The sequence below is a fragment of the Stutzerimonas stutzeri genome (genome assembly GCF_013522825.1).
GTDB classification, from domain to species: Bacteria; Pseudomonadota; Gammaproteobacteria; order Pseudomonadales; family Pseudomonadaceae; genus Stutzerimonas; species Stutzerimonas stutzeri_AK.
This window is the reverse complement of sequence record NZ_JAAMQZ010000006.1, coordinates 1-24,530: the sequence shown is the minus strand read 5'-3', so window position 1 is coordinate 24,530 and position 24,530 is coordinate 1. Positions and strand designations below refer to the sequence as shown.

Annotated in this window: 21 protein-coding genes and 1 CRISPR repeat array; of the genes, 9 read left to right on the top strand and 12 right to left on the bottom strand. The window is 63.0% G+C overall.

Translation table 11 applies throughout. The features are described 5' to 3' along the window. Window positions 1-14 precede the first annotated feature (14 nt). Window positions 15-881 (bottom strand): DMT family transporter, encoded by an 867-nt coding sequence (locus G7020_RS05545; RefSeq protein WP_181082941.1) that lies wholly within the window; start codon window positions 879-881, stop codon window positions 15-17. Window positions 882-1,047: 166 nt separating this feature from the next. Between G7020_RS05545 and G7020_RS05540 the strand changes: the two genes are divergently transcribed. Both G7020_RS05540 and G7020_RS05535 read left to right on the top strand, forming a co-directional pair. Then, the gene (locus tag G7020_RS05540) at window positions 1,048-1,785 is read left to right on the top strand and encodes a class I SAM-dependent methyltransferase (RefSeq protein WP_181082940.1); all 738 of its coding nucleotides are present in this window, start codon (window positions 1,048-1,050) and stop codon (window positions 1,783-1,785) included. Window positions 1,786-1,893: 108 nt separating this feature from the next. Then, window positions 1,894-2,391 carry a GNAT family N-acetyltransferase gene (locus tag G7020_RS05535; protein ID WP_181082939.1) on the top strand — a complete coding sequence of 166 codons (498 nt, stop codon included), beginning with the start codon at window positions 1,894-1,896 and terminating at the stop codon, window positions 2,389-2,391. Between the two features lie 59 nt (window positions 2,392-2,450). On the opposite strand, the gene amn is transcribed toward G7020_RS05535, so the two are convergent. The 8 genes from amn to casA all read right to left on the bottom strand — a co-directional run bounded on the left by amn (window position 2,451) and on the right by casA (window position 13,211). Continuing rightward, on the bottom strand, window positions 2,451-3,893 hold the full coding sequence (gene amn / locus G7020_RS05530; RefSeq protein ID WP_181083060.1) for an AMP nucleosidase: 1,443 nt from the start codon (window positions 3,891-3,893) through the stop codon (window positions 2,451-2,453). Window positions 3,894-4,144: 251 nt separating this feature from the next. Then, window positions 4,145-7,285: a CRISPR direct-repeat array (repeat unit 29 nt; unit sequence CGCTTCATCCCCGCTGGCGCGGGGAACAC). Between the two features lie 66 nt (window positions 7,286-7,351). Next, window positions 7,352-7,651 (bottom strand): type I-E CRISPR-associated endoribonuclease Cas2e, encoded by a 300-nt coding sequence (gene cas2e, locus G7020_RS05525; RefSeq protein WP_181082938.1) that lies wholly within the window; start codon window positions 7,649-7,651, stop codon window positions 7,352-7,354. Further along, a complete protein-coding gene (gene cas1e, locus G7020_RS05520) occupies window positions 7,652-8,566 on the bottom strand; it encodes a type I-E CRISPR-associated endonuclease Cas1e (RefSeq protein ID WP_181082937.1) in 915 nt (304 codons plus the stop codon). Next, the gene (gene cas6e / locus G7020_RS05515) at window positions 8,566-9,225 is read right to left on the bottom strand and encodes a type I-E CRISPR-associated protein Cas6/Cse3/CasE (protein WP_181082936.1); all 660 of its coding nucleotides are present in this window, start codon (window positions 9,223-9,225) and stop codon (window positions 8,566-8,568) included. The genes cas1e and cas6e overlap by 1 nt, the downstream gene beginning before the upstream one ends. Continuing rightward, the gene (gene cas5e / locus G7020_RS05510; RefSeq protein ID WP_181082935.1) at window positions 9,222-9,986 is read right to left on the bottom strand and encodes a type I-E CRISPR-associated protein Cas5/CasD; all 765 of its coding nucleotides are present in this window, start codon (window positions 9,984-9,986) and stop codon (window positions 9,222-9,224) included. Before cas5e ends, cas6e begins: the two co-directional genes overlap by 4 nt. 5 nt (window positions 9,987-9,991) lie before the next feature. After that, window positions 9,992-11,026, bottom strand: a complete 1,035-nt coding sequence (gene cas7e, locus G7020_RS05505; RefSeq protein WP_181082934.1) for a type I-E CRISPR-associated protein Cas7/Cse4/CasC — start codon at window positions 11,024-11,026, stop codon at window positions 9,992-9,994. Then, window positions 11,023-11,643, bottom strand: coding sequence for a type I-E CRISPR-associated protein Cse2/CasB (casB, locus tag G7020_RS05500; RefSeq protein WP_181082933.1), 621 nt, complete (start codon window positions 11,641-11,643; stop codon window positions 11,023-11,025). The genes cas7e and casB overlap by 4 nt, the downstream gene beginning before the upstream one ends. A 17-nt stretch (window positions 11,644-11,660) precedes the next feature. Continuing rightward, entirely contained in the window at window positions 11,661-13,211 is a 1,551-nt protein-coding gene (gene casA / locus G7020_RS05495; RefSeq protein ID WP_181082932.1) for a type I-E CRISPR-associated protein Cse1/CasA, read from the bottom strand. 253 nt (window positions 13,212-13,464) lie between these two features. On the opposite strand from casA, the gene G7020_RS05490 reads away from it, so the two are divergent. Both G7020_RS05490 and G7020_RS05485 read left to right on the top strand, forming a co-directional pair. Next, complete coding sequence (locus tag G7020_RS05490; RefSeq protein WP_181082931.1) at window positions 13,465-13,740, top strand: type II toxin-antitoxin system Phd/YefM family antitoxin; 276 nt, start codon at window positions 13,465-13,467, stop codon at window positions 13,738-13,740. Further along, window positions 13,737-14,069, top strand: coding sequence for a type II toxin-antitoxin system RelE/ParE family toxin (locus tag G7020_RS05485; protein WP_181082930.1), 333 nt, complete (start codon window positions 13,737-13,739; stop codon window positions 14,067-14,069). Before G7020_RS05490 ends, G7020_RS05485 begins: the two co-directional genes overlap by 4 nt. Here the strand turns inward: G7020_RS05485 and cas3 are convergent. The 3 genes from cas3 to G7020_RS05470 form a co-directional block, all read right to left on the bottom strand. Continuing rightward, a complete protein-coding gene (gene cas3 / locus G7020_RS05480; protein WP_181082929.1) occupies window positions 14,066-16,810 on the bottom strand; it encodes a CRISPR-associated helicase Cas3' in 2,745 nt (914 codons plus the stop codon). The genes G7020_RS05485 and cas3 overlap by 4 nt on opposite strands. A 29-nt stretch (window positions 16,811-16,839) precedes the next feature. After that, entirely contained in the window at window positions 16,840-17,937 is a 1,098-nt protein-coding gene (locus G7020_RS05475; RefSeq protein ID WP_258189252.1) for a hypothetical protein, read from the bottom strand. A 224-nt stretch (window positions 17,938-18,161) separates the two neighbouring features. Beyond that, window positions 18,162-19,805 (bottom strand): acyl-CoA dehydrogenase family protein, encoded by a 1,644-nt coding sequence (locus G7020_RS05470; protein ID WP_181082928.1) that lies wholly within the window; start codon window positions 19,803-19,805, stop codon window positions 18,162-18,164. 211 nt (window positions 19,806-20,016) lie between these two features. Here G7020_RS05470 and G7020_RS05465 point away from each other — a divergent pair, with 211 nt between their 5' ends. The 5 genes from G7020_RS05465 to G7020_RS05445 all read left to right on the top strand — a co-directional run bounded on the left by G7020_RS05465 (window position 20,017) and on the right by G7020_RS05445 (window position 24,079). Then, window positions 20,017-20,811, top strand: coding sequence for a hydroxymethylpyrimidine/phosphomethylpyrimidine kinase (locus G7020_RS05465; RefSeq protein WP_181082927.1), 795 nt, complete (start codon window positions 20,017-20,019; stop codon window positions 20,809-20,811). Between the two features lie 3 nt (window positions 20,812-20,814). Further along, window positions 20,815-21,450: a thiamine phosphate synthase gene (thiE, locus tag G7020_RS05460; RefSeq protein WP_258189258.1), complete on the top strand. Its 636-nt coding sequence runs from the start codon at window positions 20,815-20,817 to the stop codon at window positions 21,448-21,450. Between the two features lie 66 nt (window positions 21,451-21,516). Next, window positions 21,517-22,800 carry a glutamate-1-semialdehyde 2,1-aminomutase gene (gene hemL / locus G7020_RS05455; protein WP_181082925.1) on the top strand — a complete coding sequence of 428 codons (1,284 nt, stop codon included), beginning with the start codon at window positions 21,517-21,519 and terminating at the stop codon, window positions 22,798-22,800. Then, the gene (locus G7020_RS05450) at window positions 22,797-23,435 is read left to right on the top strand and encodes a hypothetical protein (RefSeq protein ID WP_181082924.1); all 639 of its coding nucleotides are present in this window, start codon (window positions 22,797-22,799) and stop codon (window positions 23,433-23,435) included. The genes hemL and G7020_RS05450 overlap by 4 nt, the downstream gene beginning before the upstream one ends. 119 nt (window positions 23,436-23,554) lie before the next feature. Continuing rightward, on the top strand, window positions 23,555-24,079 hold the full coding sequence (locus G7020_RS05445; protein ID WP_181082923.1) for a tetratricopeptide repeat protein: 525 nt from the start codon (window positions 23,555-23,557) through the stop codon (window positions 24,077-24,079). Window positions 24,080-24,530 lie beyond the last annotated feature (451 nt).

Here is a 24,530-nt window from a genome sequence, read left to right as displayed (position 1 = left end):
CGCTCCGTTTCAGTTCATGGACGCGGCTGCCGGCCCTGAACCCAGGCCATGCCAAGACCGCTGGCGATGATGACGGCCATACCCAGCGTCGCGTCGAGGTCAGGCGCATGGCCGAACAGGATCACGCCCACCACCCCGGCAAAAATGATCTGCGCATAGGTGAAGGGCGCCAGCATCGCCGCGCTGGCAAAGCGGAATGCATGGGTCAGCAGCAGGTGGCCGCTCATGGCCATGGCGCCCAGCGCAGCCATCATCGCCGCGTCCTGGAGGGTCGGGGTGCGCCAGTCCAGCATCACCAGTGCGCTCATCACCAGGGTCCCCACCAGGCTGCTGAGAAAGTTGCTGGTCACCGGATGATCCGTGCCGCTGAGCCGCCGCGTCAGCAACTGGTACAGGGTGAAACACACGGCAGCGCCAAAGGGCAGCAGGATCGCCGGGGTGAACAGCGCGCCACCGGGGCGCACGATGATCAGCACGCCCAGCAATCCGCAGCCGACCGCCAGCCACTGGCTGCGGCTGACAGGCTCGCCCAGCATGGCCGAGGCGATGGTTACCAGCAGCGGCGTCAGAAAGATCACCGCCGTCGCTTCGGCCAGCGGGATGTAACTCAGCCCGCTGATAAACAGGATGCTGATGCCCACCAGGCTCAGCCCGCGCGCCAGTTGCAGCCAGGGGCGCAGCGTATGGAACACTCGGCGACCCATGCGTGGCGCGAACAGGCCCGCCATGAGAACGGTTTGCGCCAGGTAGCGCGCCCAGACGATCAGCAGCACCGGATAGAACTGCGTCAGGTACTTGGACAATCCGTCATGGGTCGCCAGCAGCAGGCACGCCCCCAGAATGAGCAGCACGCCAAGCAGAGGCTTGTGAGAGTTGTTCAAGGCAAAGTCACGAACTTAGATAGCATGCTAAGCATTATGCCTGTAAATGACAGCTACGTCAGGGTCGCCAGACGAGCTACTGCTCGGGCAACGCTTAAACGCTGATTCAGCAGCTCATTTTCAACGGCCTGCTATAGTCGCCGCCCCGGCTCAGGAACCCTCCGCCATGCACACGCCTGCGTTGACCATCGAACGCATCTACCCGCCCCAGCTGGATGCCGATAATGAAGATGACCGCGAGACGCTGCGCATCCACATGGAGCGCTACGATTTCGCCGCCGCCCGGCTGACCGGCACGCGGGTGCTGGACATGGCCTGCGGCTGTGGCTACGGCAGTGATCGCCTGGCGGAACTGAATCCGGACAAGACGGTGATCGGTGTGGACATCGACCCGGTCGCCATCGCCTTTGCCAAGGCGCATTACCAGCGACCGAACCTCAGCTATGTCTGTGCCGATGCCGAAACCTTCAGCAGTGCAGAAAGGTTTCACAGCATCGTCAGCCTGGAAACCATCGAGCACCTGCCGCGCCCGCGCCAGCTGATCGAGAACTGCGCCGCGCTGCTCGCCGACGGTGGCCAGATCATCGCCTCGGTGCCCATCACGCCGACACTGGACGGCAACCCGCATCACCTGCACGATTTCAGCACGCGCAGCTTCTTCGCCCTGTTCCGCCCCCACGGGCTGCTGCCGCAGGAGCGCTTCGAACAGATCCAGTGGTGGCAATTCAAGGGGCTGTTCCAGCGCCGCGCAGCCAGGCAGCATCGCTCCGAAGGCGTTGGCAACGCGGTGCTGGCGTACTACCGCAGGCATCCGCTGTACCTGTTGCGCCGGCTTGCCTCGATGCTGCGCTACGGTTTCAGCAATCGTTACCTGACCTGTCGTTTCCGCTCGTCATCAGCCTGAACCCGATCACCCCGGCAGCCTGCCAATCGCGTATGATCGCCGGCCTTCGCGGGTCGCCTTGCCGACCCAGAGCCGTTCGAGAGTTGTCCGATGTGCAGGTTGAGAGCGATGCAGGCGCGCGATATTCCTGCCGTGATGTCAATTCAGGAAGAATCCTACGCACCCGAGGTGCATGAAGAGGAAGCGGTGGTGCGCACCCGCCTTGCCGCCTGCCCGCAGCAGGCCTGGGTTGCAGAAGATGCCCAAGGGGTCTGCGCCTACCTGTTCGCCTACCCGTCCCGACTGGGCCAGGTGACTCCGCTGGATGGCGACTTCCAGCCCCATGCCGAAGCCGATTGTCTCTACCTTCACGACTTGGCCGTAGCTGGTCGCGCCGCTGGCCGCGGCATCGGTCCGGCACTGGTACGGCACAACCTGCAACAGGCCGGGACGACGAAACTGCGCTACTCGGCACTGGTATCGGTACAGGACTCGCAAAACTTCTGGGCGCGCCTGGGCTACAAGGCCCACGAGCAACTGGCAGCACCACAGGCCGGCAACCTGGCCAGCTACCGGATTCCCGCCGTGTACATGGTGCGCAGCCTCGATACGGGCGAGAGCCTGTAGGGCCGAATTCATTCGGCCCTACAGATACAAAAAGCCGAACACGTTCGGCCCTACGTCCCCTAGCGGAACGGCGGCTCGTCGAAGCTACGCAGCTTGCGCGAATGCAGCGAGTTGAGCTGGTTGCGCAGCAGATCCAAGGCGGCGATACCGATCTTCAGGTGCTGGGTCACGGCACGCTCGTAGAAGGCATTGGCCGAGCCGGGCAGCTTGATTTCACTGTGTAGCGGCTTGTCCGAAACGCACAGCAAGGTGCCGTAAGGCACACGCAGCCGGTAGCCCTGAGCGGCGATGGTGCCACTTTCCATATCCACCGCGACGGCCCGCGAGAGATTGATCAGCGGTCGCTCCTGAGCCCAGCGCAACTCCCAGTTGCGGTCGTCGTAGGTCAGCACGGTGCCGGTGCGCAAACGCTTCTTCAACGTCTCGCCCTTGTCGCCGGTGATCTGTGCTGCGGCCTCCTGCAGCGCCTGCTGCACCTCGGCCAGCGCCGGCAGCGGAATATGCGGCGGCAACACCCGGTCGAGAATGCCATCGCGACGCATATAGGCATGGGCCAGCACATAGTCGCCAATCGACTGCGACTGCCGCAGCCCACCGCAGTGGCCGATCATCAGCCAGCAATGCGGACGCAGCACGGCCAGATGGTCGGTGATGTTCTTCGCGTTGGACGGACCGACTCCGATATTCACCAGCGTGACACCATCACCATCGGCGGCATGCAGGTGATAGGCCGGCATCTGGTAACGGTGCCAGAGCACGCCCGCGATGATCGCCTGCGCCTCGCCCTCCTCCATGCCGCGCTCGATGATCACGTTGCCCGGCAATACCATGCGCACGAAGCGGGTATCGTCGCGCAGCATATCGAGACCGTGGCGGATGAACTGATCGACATAGCGGTGATAGTTGGTCAGCAGAATCCACGGCTGTACATGGCGCCAATCGCTGCCGGTGTAATGCACCAGTCGGCGCAGGGAAAAGTCCACGCGGGCGGCATGGAACAGCGCCAGCGGATAAGGGTCGGCATGCTCCCAGTCATAGAGACCGTCGGCGATGTCATCGCAGGCCGCGGACAGGTCGGTACTGGGAAAAACCCGCGCCAGCTCGGCTGCCGTCACGCCACTGCCGGACAGCTCGTCGCCCTGCTCGATCACGTAGGGATAAGGAATGTTGCGGTCGCTCATGCCGACTTCGAGCTTGACGTTGAAGTCCTGAATCAGCGGCTTGAGCTGATCGAGCAGATAACCGCGAAACGCCGCCGGATGCGTCACGGTCACGCTGTAGACACCCGGCGCCTGCACCTTGGCATAAGCGCGCGTAGAGGCCGGCACCTCGCCCTGGCAGGCATAGGTCAGACGTAATTCGGGATAGCGAAACAACGCACGCTCCGCCGCACTCGGCTCACTGCGCGTGGCCACATAACGCTTGAGCGCCTGATGCAGCGCCGCAGACGCCTGCTGATGCAACTCGGCCAGCCGATCAACCGCCGCCTCGGCGGTTGGCATGGTGATAAAGCAAGGGGAATCGGTATTCACAAGAGATATTCCTGAACTGCGTAGCTTTGAGTCATCTTGCCTGTTCATTGATGACAGGGGTAGCGGCGGCGCTCGCTCGAGTTTTTATAGCTGTGCTGCAATGGGCATTCAGCAGCGGCGGGAGCGCTTTCATATCATCCTGCCTTACTCTTATTTGCGATTCACATCCCCGCTGACGCGGGGAACACCTTCGGGAGCAGGTTCTCGTTCAGCTCGAAAGCCGCTTCATCCCCACTGGCGCGGGGAACACCTCGTTGTAGCCGATGTCGAGCGTCACCAGCCCCGCTTCATCCCCGCTGGCGCGGGGAACACGTACATCGACGCAGTAGGCATCGCGCAGAACGCGCTTCATCCCCGCTGGCGCGGGGAACACCGCATCTCAACGGTGAAGGTGCGATTACCGATCGCTTCATCCCCGCTGGCGCGGGGAACACGTCATAGTCGATGCCATGCTCGGTAAGCCAGTCGCTTCATCCCCGCTGGCGCGGGGAACACACCCACTCCAGATTGGAGGAACAGTTATTCGACGCTTCATCCCCGCTGGCGCGGGGAACACGGGGTCAGCCCCTGAGACACGTAGCGAATCGGCGCTTCATCCCCGCTGGCGCGGGGAACACGCATCTACAACGCTGGGCAGACGGCGGCTATGCGCTTCATCCCCGCTGGCGCGGGGAACACTTCGCTGAGATTGCCTGCCCCGATTTTACGGGCGCTTCATCCCCGCTGGCGCGGGGAACACGGCGGGCTGGCATTCCACAAAAACAGCGTTACCGCTTCATCCCCGCTGGCGCGGGGAACACCTTGGAATTGGCATTGCGGTACTTGTAGTTCTCGCTTCATCCCCGCTGGCGCGGGGAACACACGCTAGGCTGCGATGATTTGTGGCTCACCGCCGCTTCATCCCCGCTGGCGCGGGGAACACGGATAGATAACCCATAGCGCAGCGGTCGTTCGCGCTTCATCCCCGCTGGCGCGGGGAACACACCAGCACGCCCCGATAGTTTTCCCGATTTGCCGCTTCATCCCCGCTGGCGCGGGGAACACCAGGCGAAAAAAAGCCCAGCGCCGTGGCTGGGCGCTTCATCCCCGCTGGCGCGGGGAACACATGAAGTCCGCGCGGTCGGCCGGGGTTTTCAGCGCTTCATCCCCGCTGGCGCGGGGAACACTCGACGCTGTTCAGCTCGGGGTGCAGGTACACCGCTTCATCCCCGCTGGCGCGGGGAACACGATGACGATTGCGATCAGGATGAACACAGCGGCGCTTCATCCCCGCTGGCGCGGGGAACACTCAACCAGCGGGCTATCGCATACCGGGCACGGCGCTTCATCCCCGCTGGCGCGGGGAACACTCGCCTCAAGTTGCAATCACTATAATGCTACCCGCTTCATCCCCGCTGGCGCGGGGAACACGCTGGCATCGACTGACTGAGTTTGGTGTAGCCCGCTTCATCCCCGCTGGCGCGGGGAACACTCGCGCCGGCACTCGCTAAACCACTCAGTCACCGCTTCATCCCCGCTGGCGCGGGGAACACATGGCCCTCAGCGAAGCCGCCCAGCTCGACGCCGCTTCATCCCCGCTGGCGCGGGGAACACGGCAGCAGGTAATCCTCTGCGCTGAAGGGATTCGCTTCATCCCCGCTGGCGCGGGGAACACTAGATGTTCCACTCCAGCTCAGTCGTTGCCCACGCTTCATCCCCGCTGGCGCGGGGAACACGCCAGATAACTGGGGCAATGGCTAGCGGTAATCGCTTCATCCCCGCTGGCGCGGGGAACACGGGGTTATCCATTCCAACTAGAACGGGCGCCTCGCTTCATCCCCGCTGGCGCGGGGAACACTAGTCGCGTTTCTGAGCGAGTGGGCAAAGACGCGCTTCATCCCCGCTGGCGCGGGGAACACCGGCGCTGCAAGAACCCCTCGGGCAGATTCATCGCTTCATCCCCGCTGGCGCGGGGAACACACCCGACCGCAAAACATGGCGGCTGCTGGAGCCGCTTCATCCCCGCTGGCGCGGGGAACACTGGAAGGGCAGCGTAGAGGATGGAATCTCACACGCTTCATCCCCGCTGGCGCGGGGAACACTCAATCGCTAACGCCAGATCCTTTTCGCTCAGCGCTTCATCCCCGCTGGCGCGGGGAACACCCCCCACCTCACCTGCGGGCTAAGTAGGTCGCGCTTCATCCCCGCTGGCGCGGGGAACACCCATGGGCAGATGCTGAATCTGTAGTGGCATACGCTTCATCCCCGCTGGCGCGGGGAACACCGCCAGAGCGTCAGTCAGTTGCAGTTCGCGACCGCTTCATCCCCGCTGGCGCGGGGAACACGGTGCGGCGGTGTCGCTCGGCGGCGTGGTAGCCGCTTCATCCCCGCTGGCGCGGGGAACACCATGTCAACCTCTAGGCGCGCCGTGGAATTCACGCTTCATCCCCGCTGGCGCGGGGAACACTGTCGCGTGTCGGCGTAGAACACGGTCAGCGTCGCTTCATCCCCGCTGGCGCGGGGAACACACTATCGCGATCTTCAAGATGCTCGGTGCTGACGCTTCATCCCCGCTGGCGCGGGGAACACGTCGTGGCCGCGAGGATGGCGGTTTGCACCGTGCGCTTCATCCCCGCTGGCGCGGGGAACACCAGCGCATCACCAGCCACGCCCAGCGATGCGACGCTTCATCCCCGCTGGCGCGGGGAACACTCAGCCAAATGCCCCGGGCTGAAGTGGGCGTACGCTTCATCCCCGCTGGCGCGGGGAACACGACCGCAAACCGGATCCATGCCGCGTCGCTGGCGCTTCATCCCCGCTGGCGCGGGGAACACTGCCATGTCCAGGTGAATGAACCGCCCGCTGCCGCTTCATCCCCGCTGGCGCGGGGAACACTTGCTGGGTAGGTCGATGCCCAGGGCCGGGTTCGCTTCATCCCCGCTGGCGCGGGGAACACTTGCTGAGCTGGCCCGCAGAGCCCGCTGCGTACGCTTCATCCCCGCTGGCGCGGGGAACACTCGTTGGGGCGCCGGCTAATCAGCCGATGCACCGCTTCATCCCCGCTGGCGCGGGGAACACAGCGGTAATAGCAGGCGCCTGGCCGCGCACGTCGCTTCATCCCCGCTGGCGCGGGGAACACGGCCGCCTCGGGTGGTTCGGTTGGGATCAGAGCGCTTCATCCCCGCTGGCGCGGGGAACACGTCAGCATCAGTGGCAGCGTTTGGCCGACCCACGCTTCATCCCCGCTGGCGCGGGGAACACCAGCTTGAGGAGGTCGCGTAGGGTTTGGCAGTCGCTTCATCCCCGCTGGCGCGGGGAACACATCGTGGCCTCCGGCATGGCGGTGATGGCCTGCGCTTCATCCCCGCTGGCGCGGGGAACACACTTAGCGTAACCAACTGTTCTTTAAAAGAAAAACCGGTCACTAAAAATCTACCAACTTTTTCTTGTTAAAGATCAGTTTTTTCCATGGGATGAAAAGCGACCAAACGTAAACCGTCATAGTCGATCGGCACACGCCGATTTGCTCCAAGCGTTTGGAATTCGTAACCGGACTCGTTGTTACTGGCCCAGGCCATAACCACATTCCCATCCTCATGGCCTGCCTCAAGCTGTTCCCAGATCATCTCCCTGGTGCGCCGAGAAACATCACCGATATAGACGCCAGCACGCACCTCCAGAAGCCATATCGCCAGCCGGCCACGCAGGCGGGGCGGAATGTTTTCGGTAATGACAGTCAGAAAGCTCATTCACTTGGCCCTGTGCCCGACTTCGCCCTGGCTTTCCGGGTTGGGTATGGCAGGAGGCACCGATTCGGGTGGAGCCTCTGGAGGTGAGATACCACCAGCGGAGAGCATTTCCTCGATGGTCGGGATGATCTTGCCTAGTAGCTTGCTGGAGCGGAACAGGTCGCGGCAGGCGATACGCACTTCACGCTCGGGGTGGAACGGTTGCTTAGCCGCAATACGAAAGGCCAGCGGTACCACCGTGTCGAATTTGAACAGGTCGGCAATGTCGTAAACGAACGACAACGGCTTGCCTGTGTGTATAAAACCCACCGCCGGTGCATACCCCGCCGCCAAAACCGCAGCCTCGGTGATGCCATACAAACAAGAAGTGGCAGAAGACAGGCAGCGATTGGGTACATCGGCGGCATCCCAGTCCTTACGGTCATAGTTGCGCGCCCGCCAGTCCACACCGTACTGCCTGGCCAACAACTTATAGGTCTCACGCACCCGCGCGCCCTCGATGCCGCGCAATTGCTCAACGCTACGCCGTGCCGGTGCCGGCTCCTGGAAACGGAACTCATACATCTTACGCACCACTTTCAGGCGCAACTCATCGTCCAGTGCCAGCTTGGCCTGATACAGCAATCGATCCGCCCGCGCCCCTCCTGGCTGTCCGCTGGCGTACAGGCGCACGCCGGACTCACCGACCCAGACCAGCAAGGTGCCCACAGTGGCAGCCAAGTTGACCGCCGCATGAGACACCCTCGTACCCGGTTCGAGCATGATGCAGGCTACCGAGCCGACCGGGATGTGCTTGCGCACCCCGCTCTTGTCGATCAGCACGAAGGCCCCATCCAGCACGTCGATTTGCCCGTACTGGACGAAGATCATCGACACCCGATCCTTCATGGGCAGCGGCTTGAGCGGTGGTAGCATCAGACCAGCCTCTTGGCCAGTAACAGGCCGCACCCGAAGCCTTTGGCATGGCCGACACCATCCAGCAATGCCGTACGCAAACGTTCCGGATCAACCACACGCGCTACGCCCTGATAATCCAGTGAGGAATACTCGATGATGTGCCCCTTGCGCTTGAGCCGATGCTGGCGATAGCCGTCCTGCAACAGGCTACCCGGCTCGATCATCAGCCCCCAATGCTCGGCCCGCGCCAGTACCCAATCGCGCCCGGCTTTCTCCTGAGCCTCTCCCAGGCTTTCGCCCGCCGGTAGCCGGCGCTTGGCATCCATCAATACATCGTGGCGCTGTGAGCGAGCACCAGGCTCGCGGCGACTGACAACGGGATTGGCGCGCAAATCGAAGCGCAGGTAATCGTTCGCCTCCAGTTGCGGTAGGTAGGGTTTGCTATCGATCTGAAACAGCCCGGATTCCTGCTGCGGCGGGCGAGCCGACACCACGTAGTACGTCTGTTCGTCGTCCATGCGGCGGAACACGAAATCCCGCTCCAGCCCGTCGCCGGGAAACAGCTTCCAGATCAGCGCATGGTCGCGATAAGGCTCGCCATGCCGGGCAAGGTCACGCAGCCAGTCGCTCTGGCTTGGCCGTGCCAGCAGCCGCACACGAGAGAAGTGGTACCTCATTCCTGCTCTCCTTCGCTCAAGGCCACCCACTCGCGGCGCGGCGCGAACTGCCAACGACTACGCGACAGCGGCTGATCATGCCGCCAACTATCGAAACTCGCCGCCATGCCCGCCTCCATGCCGTCCTCCCAGTAATAACGCACCTGTTGCACACGAAAACACTGGCGATCCGCACGGCTCGGCCAGGCTTGCTGAGGTTCGTGGTCGAGCAGTCCCAACAGGGACGGCAACTCGCTGCGGTCCAATGCTTCGCGCAGCGTGGCCGCACCGATCACCTGGGGCGCCAGCGGCAGCGCCAACGGACAGGACTTGCGGCCCAGGTACAAGGGGAAGTGCGGGCGGCGCAGCGCTTCAGCCACATGCGGCAGATCATGGGGTGCGTCGGACGTTGCCTCGACCGCCACCAATGCCAGGCTGTCGCAACGGTATTCGCGGGTGGACAGCAAGGTGTCCACCTTGGCCGCTGCCAGCTCCTGGCGCCGACTGCGGAAACGAGTCTTGCGCGGCGGCACCCCGGATTGCACCGTGTGGTAATCACGCAACGGCGAACCGGGGCACTCCAGTTTGATGCCGAAGCGGTAGCCCTGGATCAACAGTTGCTGCCCCGCTTCGTCACTGCGCTCGATACCCAACGCCGCACCCAGCAGGCCGAGCAGCGCCGAGCGTGAGGGGTGCACCGCCGAATGCCGCGACTCGCCCACCGCGATTTCACCCCAACTGGCCATGGGGCCATAGAGGCGCAGCAGCAGATAGTCGGTCATGGGACTCACTCCGCTACGACGAAATCGAGCAATTCAGCCAGGCTACCTTCACCCTTGAGCACATCGAGTTCACAATGGGCGTCAGCGCAATCGCCATAGACCTTATTCATGTTGTTGCGCAGATGCTGCAGCACGCCGACGGCATCGGCGGCGTAGTCACTGCCTGCGACCGGCTTGACGAAGGCCAGCGACAGCGAGCGCGGCTGCTGTGCGCCCTTCTCGGCCAGCACATAATGGGCATAGGCGCGGCTGGCAAAACTGTTCTGTTTGCCGCTGGGGCCGACTTTCACCGCTGCTTCGGTCAGTGCGATCAAGGCGCGCTGGGTCAGTTCTTCATCGCCACCGAGGTTTTTCTTCAGCAGGTCGCGGTCGATGCACAAGTATTGGTAGAAGACGGCAGCGGCAAAGCCGGATTCACCGATATGCGCCGCGCCCGAATCATCCTTGTTGAGGTCATCCACTGCGGTGAAATAGTCATCTTCGATGGCTGAGGCGTGCACGCCGATGGCATGCGCCACCTGTACCGCAGCCTCACCGTTGTGCTCGGTTTTCGAGGCCAACATGCGACCGAACATGGCGATATCCACCGCCGTCTGTTTGTGCAGCAGAGCATCCAGCTCTTCATCGCTGGGCGCTCGCTTTTCCTGCGCCAGAGTGGCCACTAGGGCGTCCAGCGAGGTGCGCTCTTCGGGGGCGATATGCACCAGTTGTTCGATTTCCAGCGGATTGTCTTTCTTCACCGCACCGTAGACCTTGGCGATCTGGCTGGCCCATTCAGTCGCCTGCTTCTCACCAACTCCCGCACTGACCAGTGCCTCAAAGGCCTCGCGCCCCAGTCGCTTGGTTCGGGTACCGATGGTGCCGGCCAGTTGCTGCTGGAACAGTTCCGAGGTCCGCCAGGCGCGCTTGAGGCTTTGCGAGGACACCCGCAGGCGCTCGACGCCTCCCAAACGCGCGGTTTTCGGATTGCCCAGGTCATCACGGTTGAGATTGGCCGGCGGGTAGGAAATCAGCAGGTGCAGTTGAACGAAGCGGGTCATGGGGTCGGCTCCTTGTTGGGTTCAGGGTCATCAGCGGCGGCCCGATCCCGGGCGCTCAGGTAGTAGTCATAGGCCCAGCGGAATTTCACTCCGTCGCTGGCGCGGGTGGCGGATTGACCCAGCTCCAGCTGCCAGGTCAGCAAGTCGTCGGCCAACTGGGCCACATCCACCTTGCCAGCAGCCAGTTGCACGGCACGACGCCATTGCAGGAACAGGTCGTCGATATCCTCGGCGCGTTGCAAGCGTTTGAAGCGCAGCTCGCTCATGGCGGCTCGCTCGTCACCCGAGCCATTGCCCAGGCGCCTGGCCAGGCTGCGCTGATCGCGGGCATCTTCCTTGACTTTGGCCAACACGCCGGCGACCAGGGCCAGGCGCTCATAGGTGATTGCTTCCTTGAATAACGGCCATTGCTCGCCACCCAGAGCGATCAGTTGGTCCGCCAACAGCAGGACAGACGGCTCGCCCAGCAACTCGTCGGCAGTGCCGCAGCGACGCAAACGCGCCCGCTCTCTGCGCCCCATGCCTACCAGTGTTGCGGGCAAGGACTCGCTGCCCGCTTCACGCGGCTGCAAGGCCCGCCACCATTTGCGTACCCAGTCGTGCTGGGCTGGATTCAATGTGGATCTCCTCGGCCTCATGCCCGCTCCTTGTGATGCAGATTGACGATTTTCCACAGCGGCTTCATCGCCTTGCCGTCATTGAGTTCCTTGGCCAAATCGGCCCGCGCCTTGACCACTCTCTGCAGCTCCATATCCTCAATGGGACCACTCAGCACCCATTGATCGAACAGCTCCAAGGCAAGTCTGCGGGTTTCCAGCAACCAGCGGCGATAGAGCTGTGCCAGCTCGGCTTCGTTGTCGAAATCCACACCACTGAGTGGCTCCAGCAAGCGATAGAAGGCCACTTCGGAGCCCTGCCAGAAGCTCTGGAATACAGCCGGTTCCGGCCCCACGTCGCCGGGGCGGCGGAACCAAGCGGCCTTGACCTGCTTGTGCAGCGCGCTGGCACTGTCATTGGCCACCTCCAGCAGTTGCTTGACGTTGCGGGCGAACAATCGTTGGCGACTGGCCACCAGCACATGCACAGGTAACGTACTGTCGTACCAGCACAGGGCCTTCATGTTTGACATGTCATAGCCGAAGCACCACAGCCGGGTACGCGGCTGCTTCACCTTGGTGGTGAAGTGCGCCACCACGCGGGCCGCATCCGGCTGATGATCATCATTACCCAGCACCAGCCCCAACCAGTCGCGATAACCGCGCCCGGCCTGACGCCCCTTGATCGAGATCGGCGGTTTTACGCCCTTGGAATCGAGGCTGTAGGGCGTCAGCGGATGCGTCCAGGCGCCGGTGTAATTGGTGCCACCGTGGCGGGTGCGGTAATGGTGAATCAGTCGCACGCCCTGGGTACAGCACACCGCACAATCGCCATGGCCGAGCGTGGAATCATCCAGGCGAATACGTCGCGGCATGCTCCAGTACGCCTGCAAGGGGTGAACGACTTCTGGCGGGGTATCACCGATCCCCTTGTCGTCACTGGTACGGGTGGGTGCCAGCCAGGGCAGCACGTCGCTCAGGTTCTTGACTGGTGGATGGTCGAGGGCATCCAGCGGCAGTACGTTCAACCACAGTTTTTGCCACAACGTAGAGCGCTCACTGGCCGGCAGCAGCAAGGTGGTCAACGGACCACCGCCACGCAACGAGGTACGAATACCGCGCCCACCGGAAGGGGCGTTGATTTGCAGGGTCAGCAGCGCTTGGGCAAAACAGCTCGCGCACAAGCCATGCTCGGCTGCGGGCTTGTTGAAATACAGATTGCTGGACGAACCGGCATCGATCAGCAGCTCCAGCACCGGCAACTGGTTGACCTCATCAGGCAGTTGCAGGTCCTGCATGAAGGCGGGGCCGTCGTTTTCCAGCAGGAAGGCATGGCGGTATGGCGCGAAGGCGGCTTCCAGTTCCTTGACATCGGGCGGCGTGTTCCAACGCTCCCGCCATTCATCCAGGTCTTGCGGGGCGTAGGCGGTTTGCAGCAGCCCGATCAGAAACTGGTAGAGCGCGCCCCGGAAGTCGGGACGGGGAGTTCGCAAATCGGTCCACGACAAGTCCGATATCTGTGCCGGCGAGATATACCCGCCCCCATCCTCACAGCTAGCCGGCAGCCATGCAGCTTGCAAGAGATCCATTACCTCAACTCCTTTGAGCATCCTGCACCGACAATATAGCGATGTGCCATCGTCTGCAATCAAATTATTCTACCCCTTACCCCACCACACTTTGCTAAAGTGGCAAAGCACACTTACTCGCTGTGGCGGGGATGAACCGTGTGGCGGGGAATTAAAACCCGGTTCCCTGCCATCGCAGGGCTAGGAGGAATCTATGCATGCCGGCCTTTTAAGGACTATATTTGGTCTCCAACAGGTTTCTTGGGAGGCTGTCATGCGTTATTCCAACATCAAACCCATCAGTTACCTCAAGGCTAATGCCGCCGAGGTGCTTAAGCAGCTCGCCGACGAACAGGAGCCCTTGGTCATCACTCAAAATGGCGAAGCCAAAGCGGTCATTCAGGACGTGCGCTCCTTCGAGCAAACCCAGGAAACTCTGGCCCTACTGAAGGTTCTTGCGCTCGGCAACCAGGAAGTCGAAGCCGGCCAACTCAGCCCACTCAATGAGGTCGAAGCTCGCCTTCTTGCCCGGAGCAAGAGCCGAGCATGAGCAGGCAGCCGCACGAGGTTTTAGTAACCGTTGGCGCTGAACGGGACCTCGTGGCGATCCACGACTACATCACCCAGCACGACTCGCCAGCCAGCGCTGATCGCGTGCTAGGCCAACTTCTGCAAAATATCCGCAGCCTTGCAACTCAACCAGAGCGCGGAACCCATCCCCATGAACTAACCGAACTGGGCATCCGCGATTACCGGCAGGTCTTCGACAAGCCGTACCGGATCATCTACCGGACGCTTGACCGACAAGTACTGATCTACCTGGTTGCAGATGGCCGCCGGGATATGCAAAGGCTGCTGACCCGGCGCATCCTGGGTTAATCCCAGCACAACCCACTTACAGTGTCATAGCGCATGACCGTTTCCCGCCCTCGCTCATCCAGAACTCGACCCATCAAATTCCCTGCCTCTTCCAGTAGCGGCAAGACAAAAGCTGGCTCTTCCAACAAGCGATGACGTTCGCGCAAACGCTGTAGTGGCGCAGCAAATTGCCGCTGCCACTCCGGTGCCAAGGCTTCGATTTGTCGCGCATTGATGCGCACCGCCGACTGCTCCCAGGGATGGGCGCCGCCTTCGCACAAGGGTCGCAGCTCGCCATTCACCATCCGGGCCAGATAAACCGTCAGGCTCTCGTCCCCAAGACGAGTCGGCACCCGGCTGTCCTCATCCCAGCATCCGCTACCCAAGCAGTACCCTTTAGCCAACTTCAGAACATTAAAATAACCTTGGCTTTTCCAGGCTAAATCTTTCCCTTCTTGGTCTCGCGAGGCCTTCTGCAACTTATCCGGTACCGCATCGACCTCCTCGCCATAAACAGCCTCGACCAGCTCGCGCACCGCGCCGGATTGCCCGCTTTCGCCGGGGCTGACGATGCAACCCGCCTTCAGCAAAGCCCGTGCGCCCAACCAGAGCTTGCCGGCATCCGGATAGACATGGCAGGCCTTGGGGAACAGTGCGGCATACCAATCGCCTTCCGGCTCATCGACAGCCTCTGGCGTCAGCAGATAAAGCAGCGGGGGCTCACGCTGCTCACGATCATCTTTCGCCAAGTCGCCATTGGCTTGCCGGGTATGGCGTTGCAAGCGACCGGCACGCTGGATCAGCAGGTCGATCGGCGCCAGATCACTGATCATCAGGTCCACATCAAAATCGAGGCTCTGTTCAAGCACCTGAGTCCCCACCAACACCTGACCGGCACGCATCGCCGCTGTGGACGCCTTGCCGAAGCACGTCAGCACCCGATCCTCGATATCCAGCCGGTGACCCATGGCATAGCGGCTGTGGAACAGCATCAGGTTTTCCGCCGGCAACAGCTCACCCAGCGCCTGATGGGCACGCCGCGCATCCTCGACCGTGTTGCGGATCCAGCAGACACAGCGCCCGCCTCGTGACTGCTCCGCGATCAACGCCAGCACCTCGGCCTCGTCATGCAAAGCCCGCACTTCGACTCGTCGTCTGACCTGCGCTCGCGTCGCACACGCATGACTGATCAGCTGTCTACCGGCACGGACCGCCAGGGGATAACGATCATCATCGAGCCCTTGCTCATCGGAAACACCCAAGCCAAAGCGATAAGTCGCCAGCAACTCCTCACGCACCCGCAACGGCAACGTCGCCGAAAGCAGAATGACACTCCCCCCTTGCCGGGCGTGGGCGGTCAGCAGCGTTTTCAGCAGGGTCAGCATATAGGGGTCGTAGGCATGCACCTCGTCCACCAGCAGCACCTTACCGGCCAGACCGAGCAAACGTAGAGACTGGTGCCGCGCCGGCAGCACCGCCAGCAACGCCTGGTCCAGCGTGCCAACACCCACTTCGGCCAGCAGCGCCTTTTTGCGGTTGTCGGCCAGCCAGGCATTGCACTGGGCCGTGGCGGAAACATCATCCTGGCGATAATTGCGATCGGCGGGTGATTCCTCGGCCTGCACGATGCTCTGGCGAAAGCCTTCCACCAAGGTGCGGGCGCCATGGGCGAGAATCAGCGAAGGCTGAGTATCGGTATCGTACAAACGCTGATAGACCTGACCGACTCGCCGATACATCTGATTGGCAGTGGCCATGCTCGGCAACGCAAAATACAACCCATTCGCGCGCCCGGCCTGCATCAAGCGCTGGGTGAGAATCAGCGCGGCTTCGGTCTTGCCGGCGCCGGTCACGTCCTCCAGCAGGAACAATTGCGGACCATCCTCCAACTCCACCTCGGCGGCATAGTGCTGCAAAGGTGTCGGTTCGCGCAAATAATCGAACAACGCCGTCGGGCTTTCCCAATCGCGCAGTGGCTGGGAGTGCAAACCGGCGTGCAGCAGCGCACGTTCTGCCTGAGGCAATGCGTGAGCGGCCCAATATTCGGGCAGCGTCTGCGGCTCGGCGCGATAGGGGAAAAATGACTGATTGGAACCCAGCCAGTCGGCCAGCACCCCCAGCCCGGCAAGACGCCAACTGTGGCGATGCAGGATTCGGGACGTTTCGCGCCCTGGCGCTGGCACCCCCTCGGACAGCAGCCAGTCGGCCATTTCCGCCACGAAGGCACGTGCCGCCAGGCAATCGGCATGCACGAAGTAGTCCTCCGCACTCAACTCTATCGACCCACCCCCGGCAGCTTCCCGAGGCGGCATGCCGTGGTGGCCGACAGCGCTGCGTATCCAGGCCGCCCAGGTTTCATGTCCGGCAACGGGCAAGGCATCCGAGGGAAATTCCTGGACCAAATCATCCTGCCAGAGCAACCAACCCAGCGTGTCATGACGCTCGGTGTAGTGCTTGTTCGCAACCGGAGGCACCAGTTCGGGGGACAAGTCCGGCACCAACCCCTGAAAAGCTCGCGCAAACTTGCCCAGGTCATGCAACGCCAGAAAGAACACGCAAAGCGCTTCAACTTGCGCCAGTGGCCACTCCAGCTCATCCGCCAAAGGCCGCAAAGAGAACTGCGGCAGTTTCAGCAGCGCCTGCCCGCAAGCAGCAACATCCAGGGAATGGAACGCCAATAGATGAAAACGGGCGCAAGCTTCGCCCTCGGGAGATGCCTTGCCCCAGTAGGAAAAATAGCTCGGCTGGTTACCGTCGTTCATATCGCACTTCCATTGCAGGCCCCCTTTCCTCAAATCGCCAGATCAATCTGCTGCACACTGCCCGCCTGGCCATTTTCGAACAGGAAGAATCCGGTGCTCCTCACCCGTCCTTCCAGTTGCTGCTGGGCAACCAGGTCGAAGTCGCCGTAGGCGCGGGCGAGGCCGATGGCGCCTACGCCGGCGGTGAGCAGGTCGACCAGTTCGCCTTTGCCCTGGGCGTCCGGGCGCCACAGGCGAAGTTGTCCGAAGATGCTGTCGCCTTCGTCGATGAAACCGTTGCCGTCTTCGTCATAGGTGCTCAGGTCGGCGAAGCCGTCGCCAGAAAGAGCGCCGAACAGTTCACGACCATCGTCGATGCGGCCATTGCCATTGCGGTCCAGGGCCAGGAAGGCGCTGCCGGATGCGAGGCTGGCCATGCTGTCGCGGCGGCCATCGGCATCCAGGTCGAAATCGACACGCCGACTGCCATCCAGGCGTACCGGGCCGCCGTCGAGATTGAGCACCAGCGGGTCCTTGAGGGCGGCGCCGGCGCGGACCGAGACGCTGGCGCTGCTGTACTGCATGCTGAGCATTTCCAGGCTCAGGCCGTACTGGATCGTGCGCCCGTCGGCGGTGTTGACGGTGCCGCTGGCCTCGACGTTCAGTGATTCGCCGCGCCATTCCTGTACGCGGTACTGGTAGTTGAGAAAGTCGTCATTGCCAATCTCTGCAGCGGCAGCAGCCGGCGCCGATGCAAGCGGCATGGATAGTCCATCGGCCAGCTTGCCCAGCGTCGTGTCGATCTCTTCAACGCTGCGCCCCAGCACCGCCAGCAGCATGCGCAGCTTGTGCAGGCTTTCTTCATCGGGCGTGAAGTCGAAGGCTTGCGCCCCCTCGCCGCTGACTGCCGACGCCGCCTGCGGCAGGCCATCGCCCAGACGCTCCAGCTGTCGCTCGGAAATCACCGGGCGCTCCTCGGCAAGCTGCACCTCGGCCCGGCTGGCACCGTGTACCTCGCTGCGCTCATGACGGCTGAGCTGCAGGCGCTCGCCACCACGCTGCATATCCAACGTCTCGCTGATCTCGCGTCCGGCAATGAACTGCCGCTCTGCGCTCAGCCCGAACTGTTGACTCGAAATAATCTGCATCGCTCATCTCCTGCCACTGACATCATTTCGGCATCAGTGAGCAAAAGTTGAGCAATTGAATAGAGATATCCTTCTGCGCGAAGGTGCCGCCATAGCGCCCGGCCTTTGACACCAGGCCGATGGCGCCAGCCTGCTCGATCCACTGCCTGGGCGTCAGGGTGAAGCTGTTGAGGCCGGCCTGTTTTTAAACCCGTCGAATTCATTCGGCAGTTCACGAAAAACCGCTACTGCAGCGCACTGCGCCCCAGCACCGCCTGGATATCGAAGCCCCTCGGCAAGGTTCCGTAAGCCCGCCCCCGGCCTTCCAGGCGACTGCCGATAAAGGCATCGCTGACTGCCGCATTGCCGGCCTCCAGCAGCAGCTTCGCTTGCAGCACCACGGCGAGATCCTCGGTGAGTTGACGGGCACGGAGCTGGATATCGTCGGTGTCGCGCAAGGCGGTGCCGAGCCGCTCGATATGTGCCTTGAGACGCGCATCGCCATGCCCATCACCCAGCTCGGTCATCAGCGCATCGAGCACGCCGGCTTCCTTCGACAAGGCACGCAGCACGTCCAGGCACTGCACGTTGCCGGAGCCTTCCCAGATGGAGTTGACCGGCGCCTCGCGGTACAGGCGCGGCAGGATGCTGTCCTCGACGTAGCCGGCGCCACCCAGGCATTCGCTGGCCTCGGCGATCATTTCCGGTGCGCGCTTGCAGATCCAGTATTTGCCGACGGCGGTGACCAGCCGGGCGAATCTGGCTTGTTGTTCATCGTGCAGATTGTCCAGCGCGTGCCCCATGCGCAGGGTCAGCGCCAGCGCGGCTTCGCTTTCCAGGGCGAGGTCGGCCAGCACGTTGCGCATCAGCGGTTGTTCGATCAGCGCGCGACCGCCAACGTGGCGGTAGGTGCAGTGGTGCAGCGCCTGGCTCAGCGCCTGGCGCATCAGCGAACTGGAGCCGATCATGCAGTCGAAGCGGGTCATGCCGACCATTTCGATGATGGTCGGCACGCCGCGCCCTTCCTCGCCGATCATCCAGGCCAGCGCGCCACGGTATTCGACTTCGCTGGAGGCGTTGGCCCAATTGCCCAGCTTGTTCTTCAGGCGCTGGATATAGAACTGGTTGCGCGAGCCATCCGGGCGGTGGCGCGGCAGCAGAAAGCACGACAGGCCCTTGTCGGCCTGCGCCAGTGTGAGAAAGGCATCGCACATGGGTGCCGAGCAGAACCATTTGTGCCCGACCAGCTCGTAAGGCTGCCCCGGCCCGCCGACACCCAGCGGATGGGCGCGGGTGGTGTTGGCGCGCACGTCGGTGCCGCCCTGCTTCTCGGTCATGGCCATGCCGATGGTCAACCCGCCCTTCTGCTCCATGGACACATTGCGTGGATCGTATTCAGCGGAAAGTATCTTCGGCAGCCAGCGTTCGGCGAGCTCGGGCTGCAGCCGCAGGGCCGGAACGCTGGCGAAGGTCATGGTCAGCGGACAGCTGCTGCCCGCTTCGGCCTGGTTGTGCAGATACATCAGCCCGGCACGGGCGACATGCGCGCCGGGTTGCGGAGCGGTCCAGGGCAGCGAGGGAATGCCGTGCTCGACCGCCGTGCGCATCAGCTCGTGGTAGGCGGGATGAAATTCCACCACGTCGATGCGGTGGCCATAGCGGTCGTGGCTCTTGAACACCGGCCTGTTCTCATTGGCGAGAAAGCCAGCCGCCATCAGCGGGCCTCCGGCCAGCGCACCGTAAGCATCCAGCCGTGCCTCGGCCCAGCCGCCCTGATAGCGCCGCACCCACTCTTGCAATGGCAGGTCGAGACGATAAAGGTTGGCGCCATCGAGCGGCGGCACCTGATTGGTCACCGCGTGGGTTTCGGCGTATGAATGCTGGCTCATGGCGAACGTCCTCGGCTGACGGAAAGGTGTCAGGAAAGTGAAGCACGCAGGCTGGTATTGAAAAGCGGGGTTTCGGCCAAAACCATGCGTACCCCATCGTTCCGACAGTAGAGGCGCGCGGGCCGCACTGGATGAATGGTGGTAAGCTCGCACGCCATACATCCGGCCACCCTGGCCACTTTCACACACCATGTATTCGGGGAACCTTTCGATGACCGGCCCTTGCTCTCGCCCTGTCGTTCTTTGCCTCTCCGGCCACGACCCGAGTGGTGGTGCGGGCCTGCAGGCAGATATTGAGGCCCTGATCGCCCAGGGTTGCCACGCCGCGCCGACCATTACCGCGCTGACCGTGCAGGACACCGTGGATGTCTCCGACTTCCGCGTACTGGATCGCGAATGGGTACTGGCGCAGGCCCATGCGGTGATCGCCGACCTGCCGGTTGCCGCCGTCAAACTGGGCATGCTCGGCTCGGTGGAAATGGTCGAAACGGTGCTGGAAATCATGCAGAAATTGCCCGGCGTGCCACTCGTGTGCGACCCGGTGCTGCGCGCCGGCGGCGGTGGCGCGCTGGGCAGGAATGAAGTCGGCTACGCCATGCGCGAGCGGCTACTGCCGGTCGCCGCCATCGCCACGCCAAATCTCCCCGAAGCACGCATCCTCGCCGAACTGCCCGAAGGCAGCGCCGATGAGTGCGCCGAGAAGCTGCTGCCCTTCATCAGGCACCTGCTGATCACCGGCGGGCACGGCGACGAGCGCGACGTGCTCAACCGCCTCTACTCGCGTGACGGCAGCCGTCACGAATTCAGCTGCGAACGCCTGCCAGGCAGCTATCACGGCTCCGGCTGCACCCTGGCCAGCGCGCTCGCCGGGCGCCTGGCACTGGGCGAAGGGCTCGCCAGCGCGGTCAAATCCGCCCTCGATTACACCTGGCGTACCCTGCGTGACGCCGAAGCGCCTGGTCGTGGCCAGTACATTCCCCGGCGACTGCCACTGGAGCTGATCTGAATGATGACGGCCACTCTTCGCGGCCTCTATGCCATCACCGACAGCACGCTGCTGGCCGACGGACGCCTGCTGTCCTATGCCGAAGCGGCCCTCAGGGGCGGTGCCCGCCTGCTGCAGTACCGTGACAAGTCCGGCAACGCCACCATTCGCCTGCGTGAAGCCGACGCCTTGCGCGAACTGTGCGAGCGCCATGGCGCGACACTCATCATCAACGACGATGCCGAACTCGCCGCACGTCTGGGCGTCGGCCTGCATCTGGGCCAGGAAGACGGCTCGCTGGCGGCTGCCCGTGCCCTGCTCGGTGGACGCACGATCATCGGCGCCACCTGCCATGCCAGTCCGGAGCTGGCCGAACAGGCACGCCGCGAGGGCGCCAGCTATGTCGCCTTCGGGCGCTTCTTCAACTCCAGCACCAAACCCGGCGCCCCCGCCGCCACCCTGGAAATGCTCGAGCAGGCACGCCAGCGCATCGACCTGCCGATCGTCGCCATTGGTGGCGTGACCCTGGACAACGCCCCACGGCTGATCGCCTGCGGCGCCAGCCTGATAGCGGTGGTCCACGCATTGTTCGCCGCCGAGTCCGCCCGCGAAGTCGAACGCCGCGCGCGGGCATTCAGCGCGCTGTTCGCCGACGGCTGATCGACGTCATGGCAGTGTCGGTTGCATCAGCACATCATTGATTCCTTTATTACCGCGAGGCCCAACATGTCCCGTTCCGAGATCCTCTTCGCCAGCGCCCAGACCCACATCCCCGGTGGCGTCAATTCGCCGGTGCGCGCCTTCCGCAGCGTGGGTGGCACGCCGCTGTTTCTCAAGCATGCCGAAGGCGCCTATGTGACGGACGAAGACGGCAAGCGCTATGTCGATTACGTCGGCTCCTGGGGACCGATGATTCTCGGCCACAGCCATCCCGAGGTGCTCGACGCGGTGCGTCGCCAGTTGCAACACGGCCTGTCCTACGGCGCGCCGACCGCCATGGAAACCGAAATGGCCGAACTGGTCTGCAGCATGGTGCCTTCGATGGACATGGTGCGCATGGTCAGCTCCGGCACCGAAGCGACCATGAGCGCGATCCGCCTGGCCCGTGGTTACACCGGTCGCGACAGCATCATCAAGTTCGAAGGCTGCTACCACGGCCACTCCGACAGCCTGCTGGTCAAGGCCGGTTCCGGCGCGCTGACCCAAGGCGTGCCCAGCTCCGCCGGTGTGCCGGCGGCATTCGCCCAACACACCCTGACCCTGCCATTCAACGATCTGCCGGCGGTCGAGGAAATGCTCGCCAATGTGGGCAAAGAAGTCGCATGCATCATCGTCGAGCCGGTGGCCGGCAACATGAACTGCGTGCCGCCGGCGCCGGGCTTCCTCGAAGGCCTGCGCGAACAGTGCGACAAGCATGGTGTGGTGCTGATTTTCGACGAGGTGATGACCGGCTTCCGCGTCGCCCTCGGCGGTGCCCAGGCGCATTTCGGCGTTACCCCGGACCTGACCACCTTCGGCAAGATCATCGGCGGCGGTATGCCGGTCGGCTGCTTCGGCGGCAAGCGCGCCATCATGGAGTGCATCGCCCCGCTCGGCCCGGTCTACCAGGCCGGTACGCTTTCGGGCAATCCGCTGGCGATGGCCGCCGGCCTGACCACGCTCAAGCTGATCAGCCGCCCCGGCTTTCACGCCGAACTGACCGACTACACCAGCCGCATGCTGCAGGGCCTGCAGGATCGCGCCGATGCCGCCGGCATCCCCTTCGTCACCACCCAGGTCGGCGGTATGTTCGGCCTCTATTTCAGCGGAGCGGACGACATCGTCACCTTCGATGACGTGATGCAGAGCGATGCCGAGCGCTTCAAGCAATTCTTCCACGCGATGCTCGACGGCGGCGTTTACCTGGCACCCAGTGCATTCGAAGCGGGTTTCACCTCCATCGCGCATGGCGACAAGGAGCTGCAACTGACCCTGGATGCCGCCGAACGAGCCTTCGCCACATTCAAATGAGCCTGTTCCCCGACCTGCTGCAAGCTGCGCTGCTGACCCTCTGCGCAGCGGCCAGCGCCATTCGCATCGGTCTGGCCCGTCGCGGTTACGGCGAATCGCAGCAACCGGCGCTGTTCTGTGCGTTGCTCGCCTTCGCGCTTGCCGCCGGTATCGGCGCCAGCGCCGTGGCACGCCTGGCGTTCGGCCTCGATACCTTGGAGGCCGAACGCTGGCTGCTACGCGCGACCCTGTTGCTCGGCTTGCCGCTGCTCGGCCTGGTTGCGCTGACATTCGCCCGCCAGTGGAACTGGAGCCGCCCCGCCTGGGGCCGTGTAGTGCTTGGCTTGTGCGCGTTCTTCGAGCTGGCGCGGCAACTGGGCTGGAGCGACCCTTACGCCCTGACGCTGGGCCTGCTCAGCGCCCTGCTGGTGATTCATGCCGGCCTGCTGCAATGGCCTGCACGCCAACAAGCCGCTGCCGGGAGCGTGGGCGGTGTGCTGCTACTGGCGGCATTGCCCTGGACAGGGCTGTCGATTGGCGACAATCCGCTGGCCAGCTATCAACAGTTATGCCTGGCGCTAGCCTGCCCGGTCACCGCCTGGCTGCTGCTCAATCTGCCCCTCGGCGAATGCGAGCAAAGCCTTGAACAGGTATAAAAACCCTGGCCAACCATGAAAGCCTTTGTAAGCCGGCAACGGCTTATCCATAATGTGACGGTCGGCTCGTTTCTGCCGATATTTCAATCACCGCCCTGATCGTCGAGGCGCTTTGATTCATGACTCGCACCGGTCGCAGCCTTGCCCTTGGCTGCCTGCTGCTTCTCACGTCCCTGCCAGTCTTCGCGGGCGGTAATTCACTGCTGATCCCGGCAACCTCACGCTGCGCCCTGAATACCGCCCCCGAAACCGTACGTGAAGCCCTGCGCGCCTGCGAGCAGGTCGCCAGCGAGGGCGACGTACAGGCCAGCTACGAACTGGGCGAATACCACTATGACGGTCGGCAGGCGCCGCGCGATCTGCCCAAGGCGCTGTACTGGTTCGAGCAGGCCTCGCTGCAGGGCCATGCACTGGCGCAGCATCGCCTCGGGGTGATGTTCTTCCGTGGCGAAGGCGTACCGGCGAACAATGTACAGGCCTATGTGGTTCTGAAAATGTCGGCGGTCAATGGCGAAGAGGAGGCACTGGACACTGCTGACCGGGTCTCCGCCCAGATGCGCCGCGATGAACTGGAGATCGCCACCCAGGTTCTGGGGCAGATTTTCCGCGACTACCTGATGAAGCTGCAGACGGCGGGGGAATAGAAGCTGCAAGCCAGCGTAGGGTGGATGTCGCTTTTTACATCCACCGAGGCTCCGTTCGTCGGGTCGATGAAGCGTGACCCGACCTTGTATCTCGACTGCAGCCTTTCAGGAGGCGATAGTCCCCGGCTGATCATCGGGGGAGAGAGTGCAAGTAGTACCCGCCCTTAAGCTTCGAGCTTGTGACGTAGATAACGCTGCACTCCTCCGCACTCATCCAGTAAGTCCGAACGGTATCTTGAGCCACGAGCTCGCATTAGCAAGGTAGGACGGATGCAGTGACGATCTATCCGTTCACTGAGGAGGAAAACCATGGCCATAGTCGTTGGCGTCGACATCGCCAAACACACATTCGACATCGCAACCTTGCAGAGCAACGGCAAGCACCGCACCAAAGGCAAGCTGACCAATGACTCAGCAGGCTTTGAGGTGTTCCAGCAATGGCTGCTCAAGT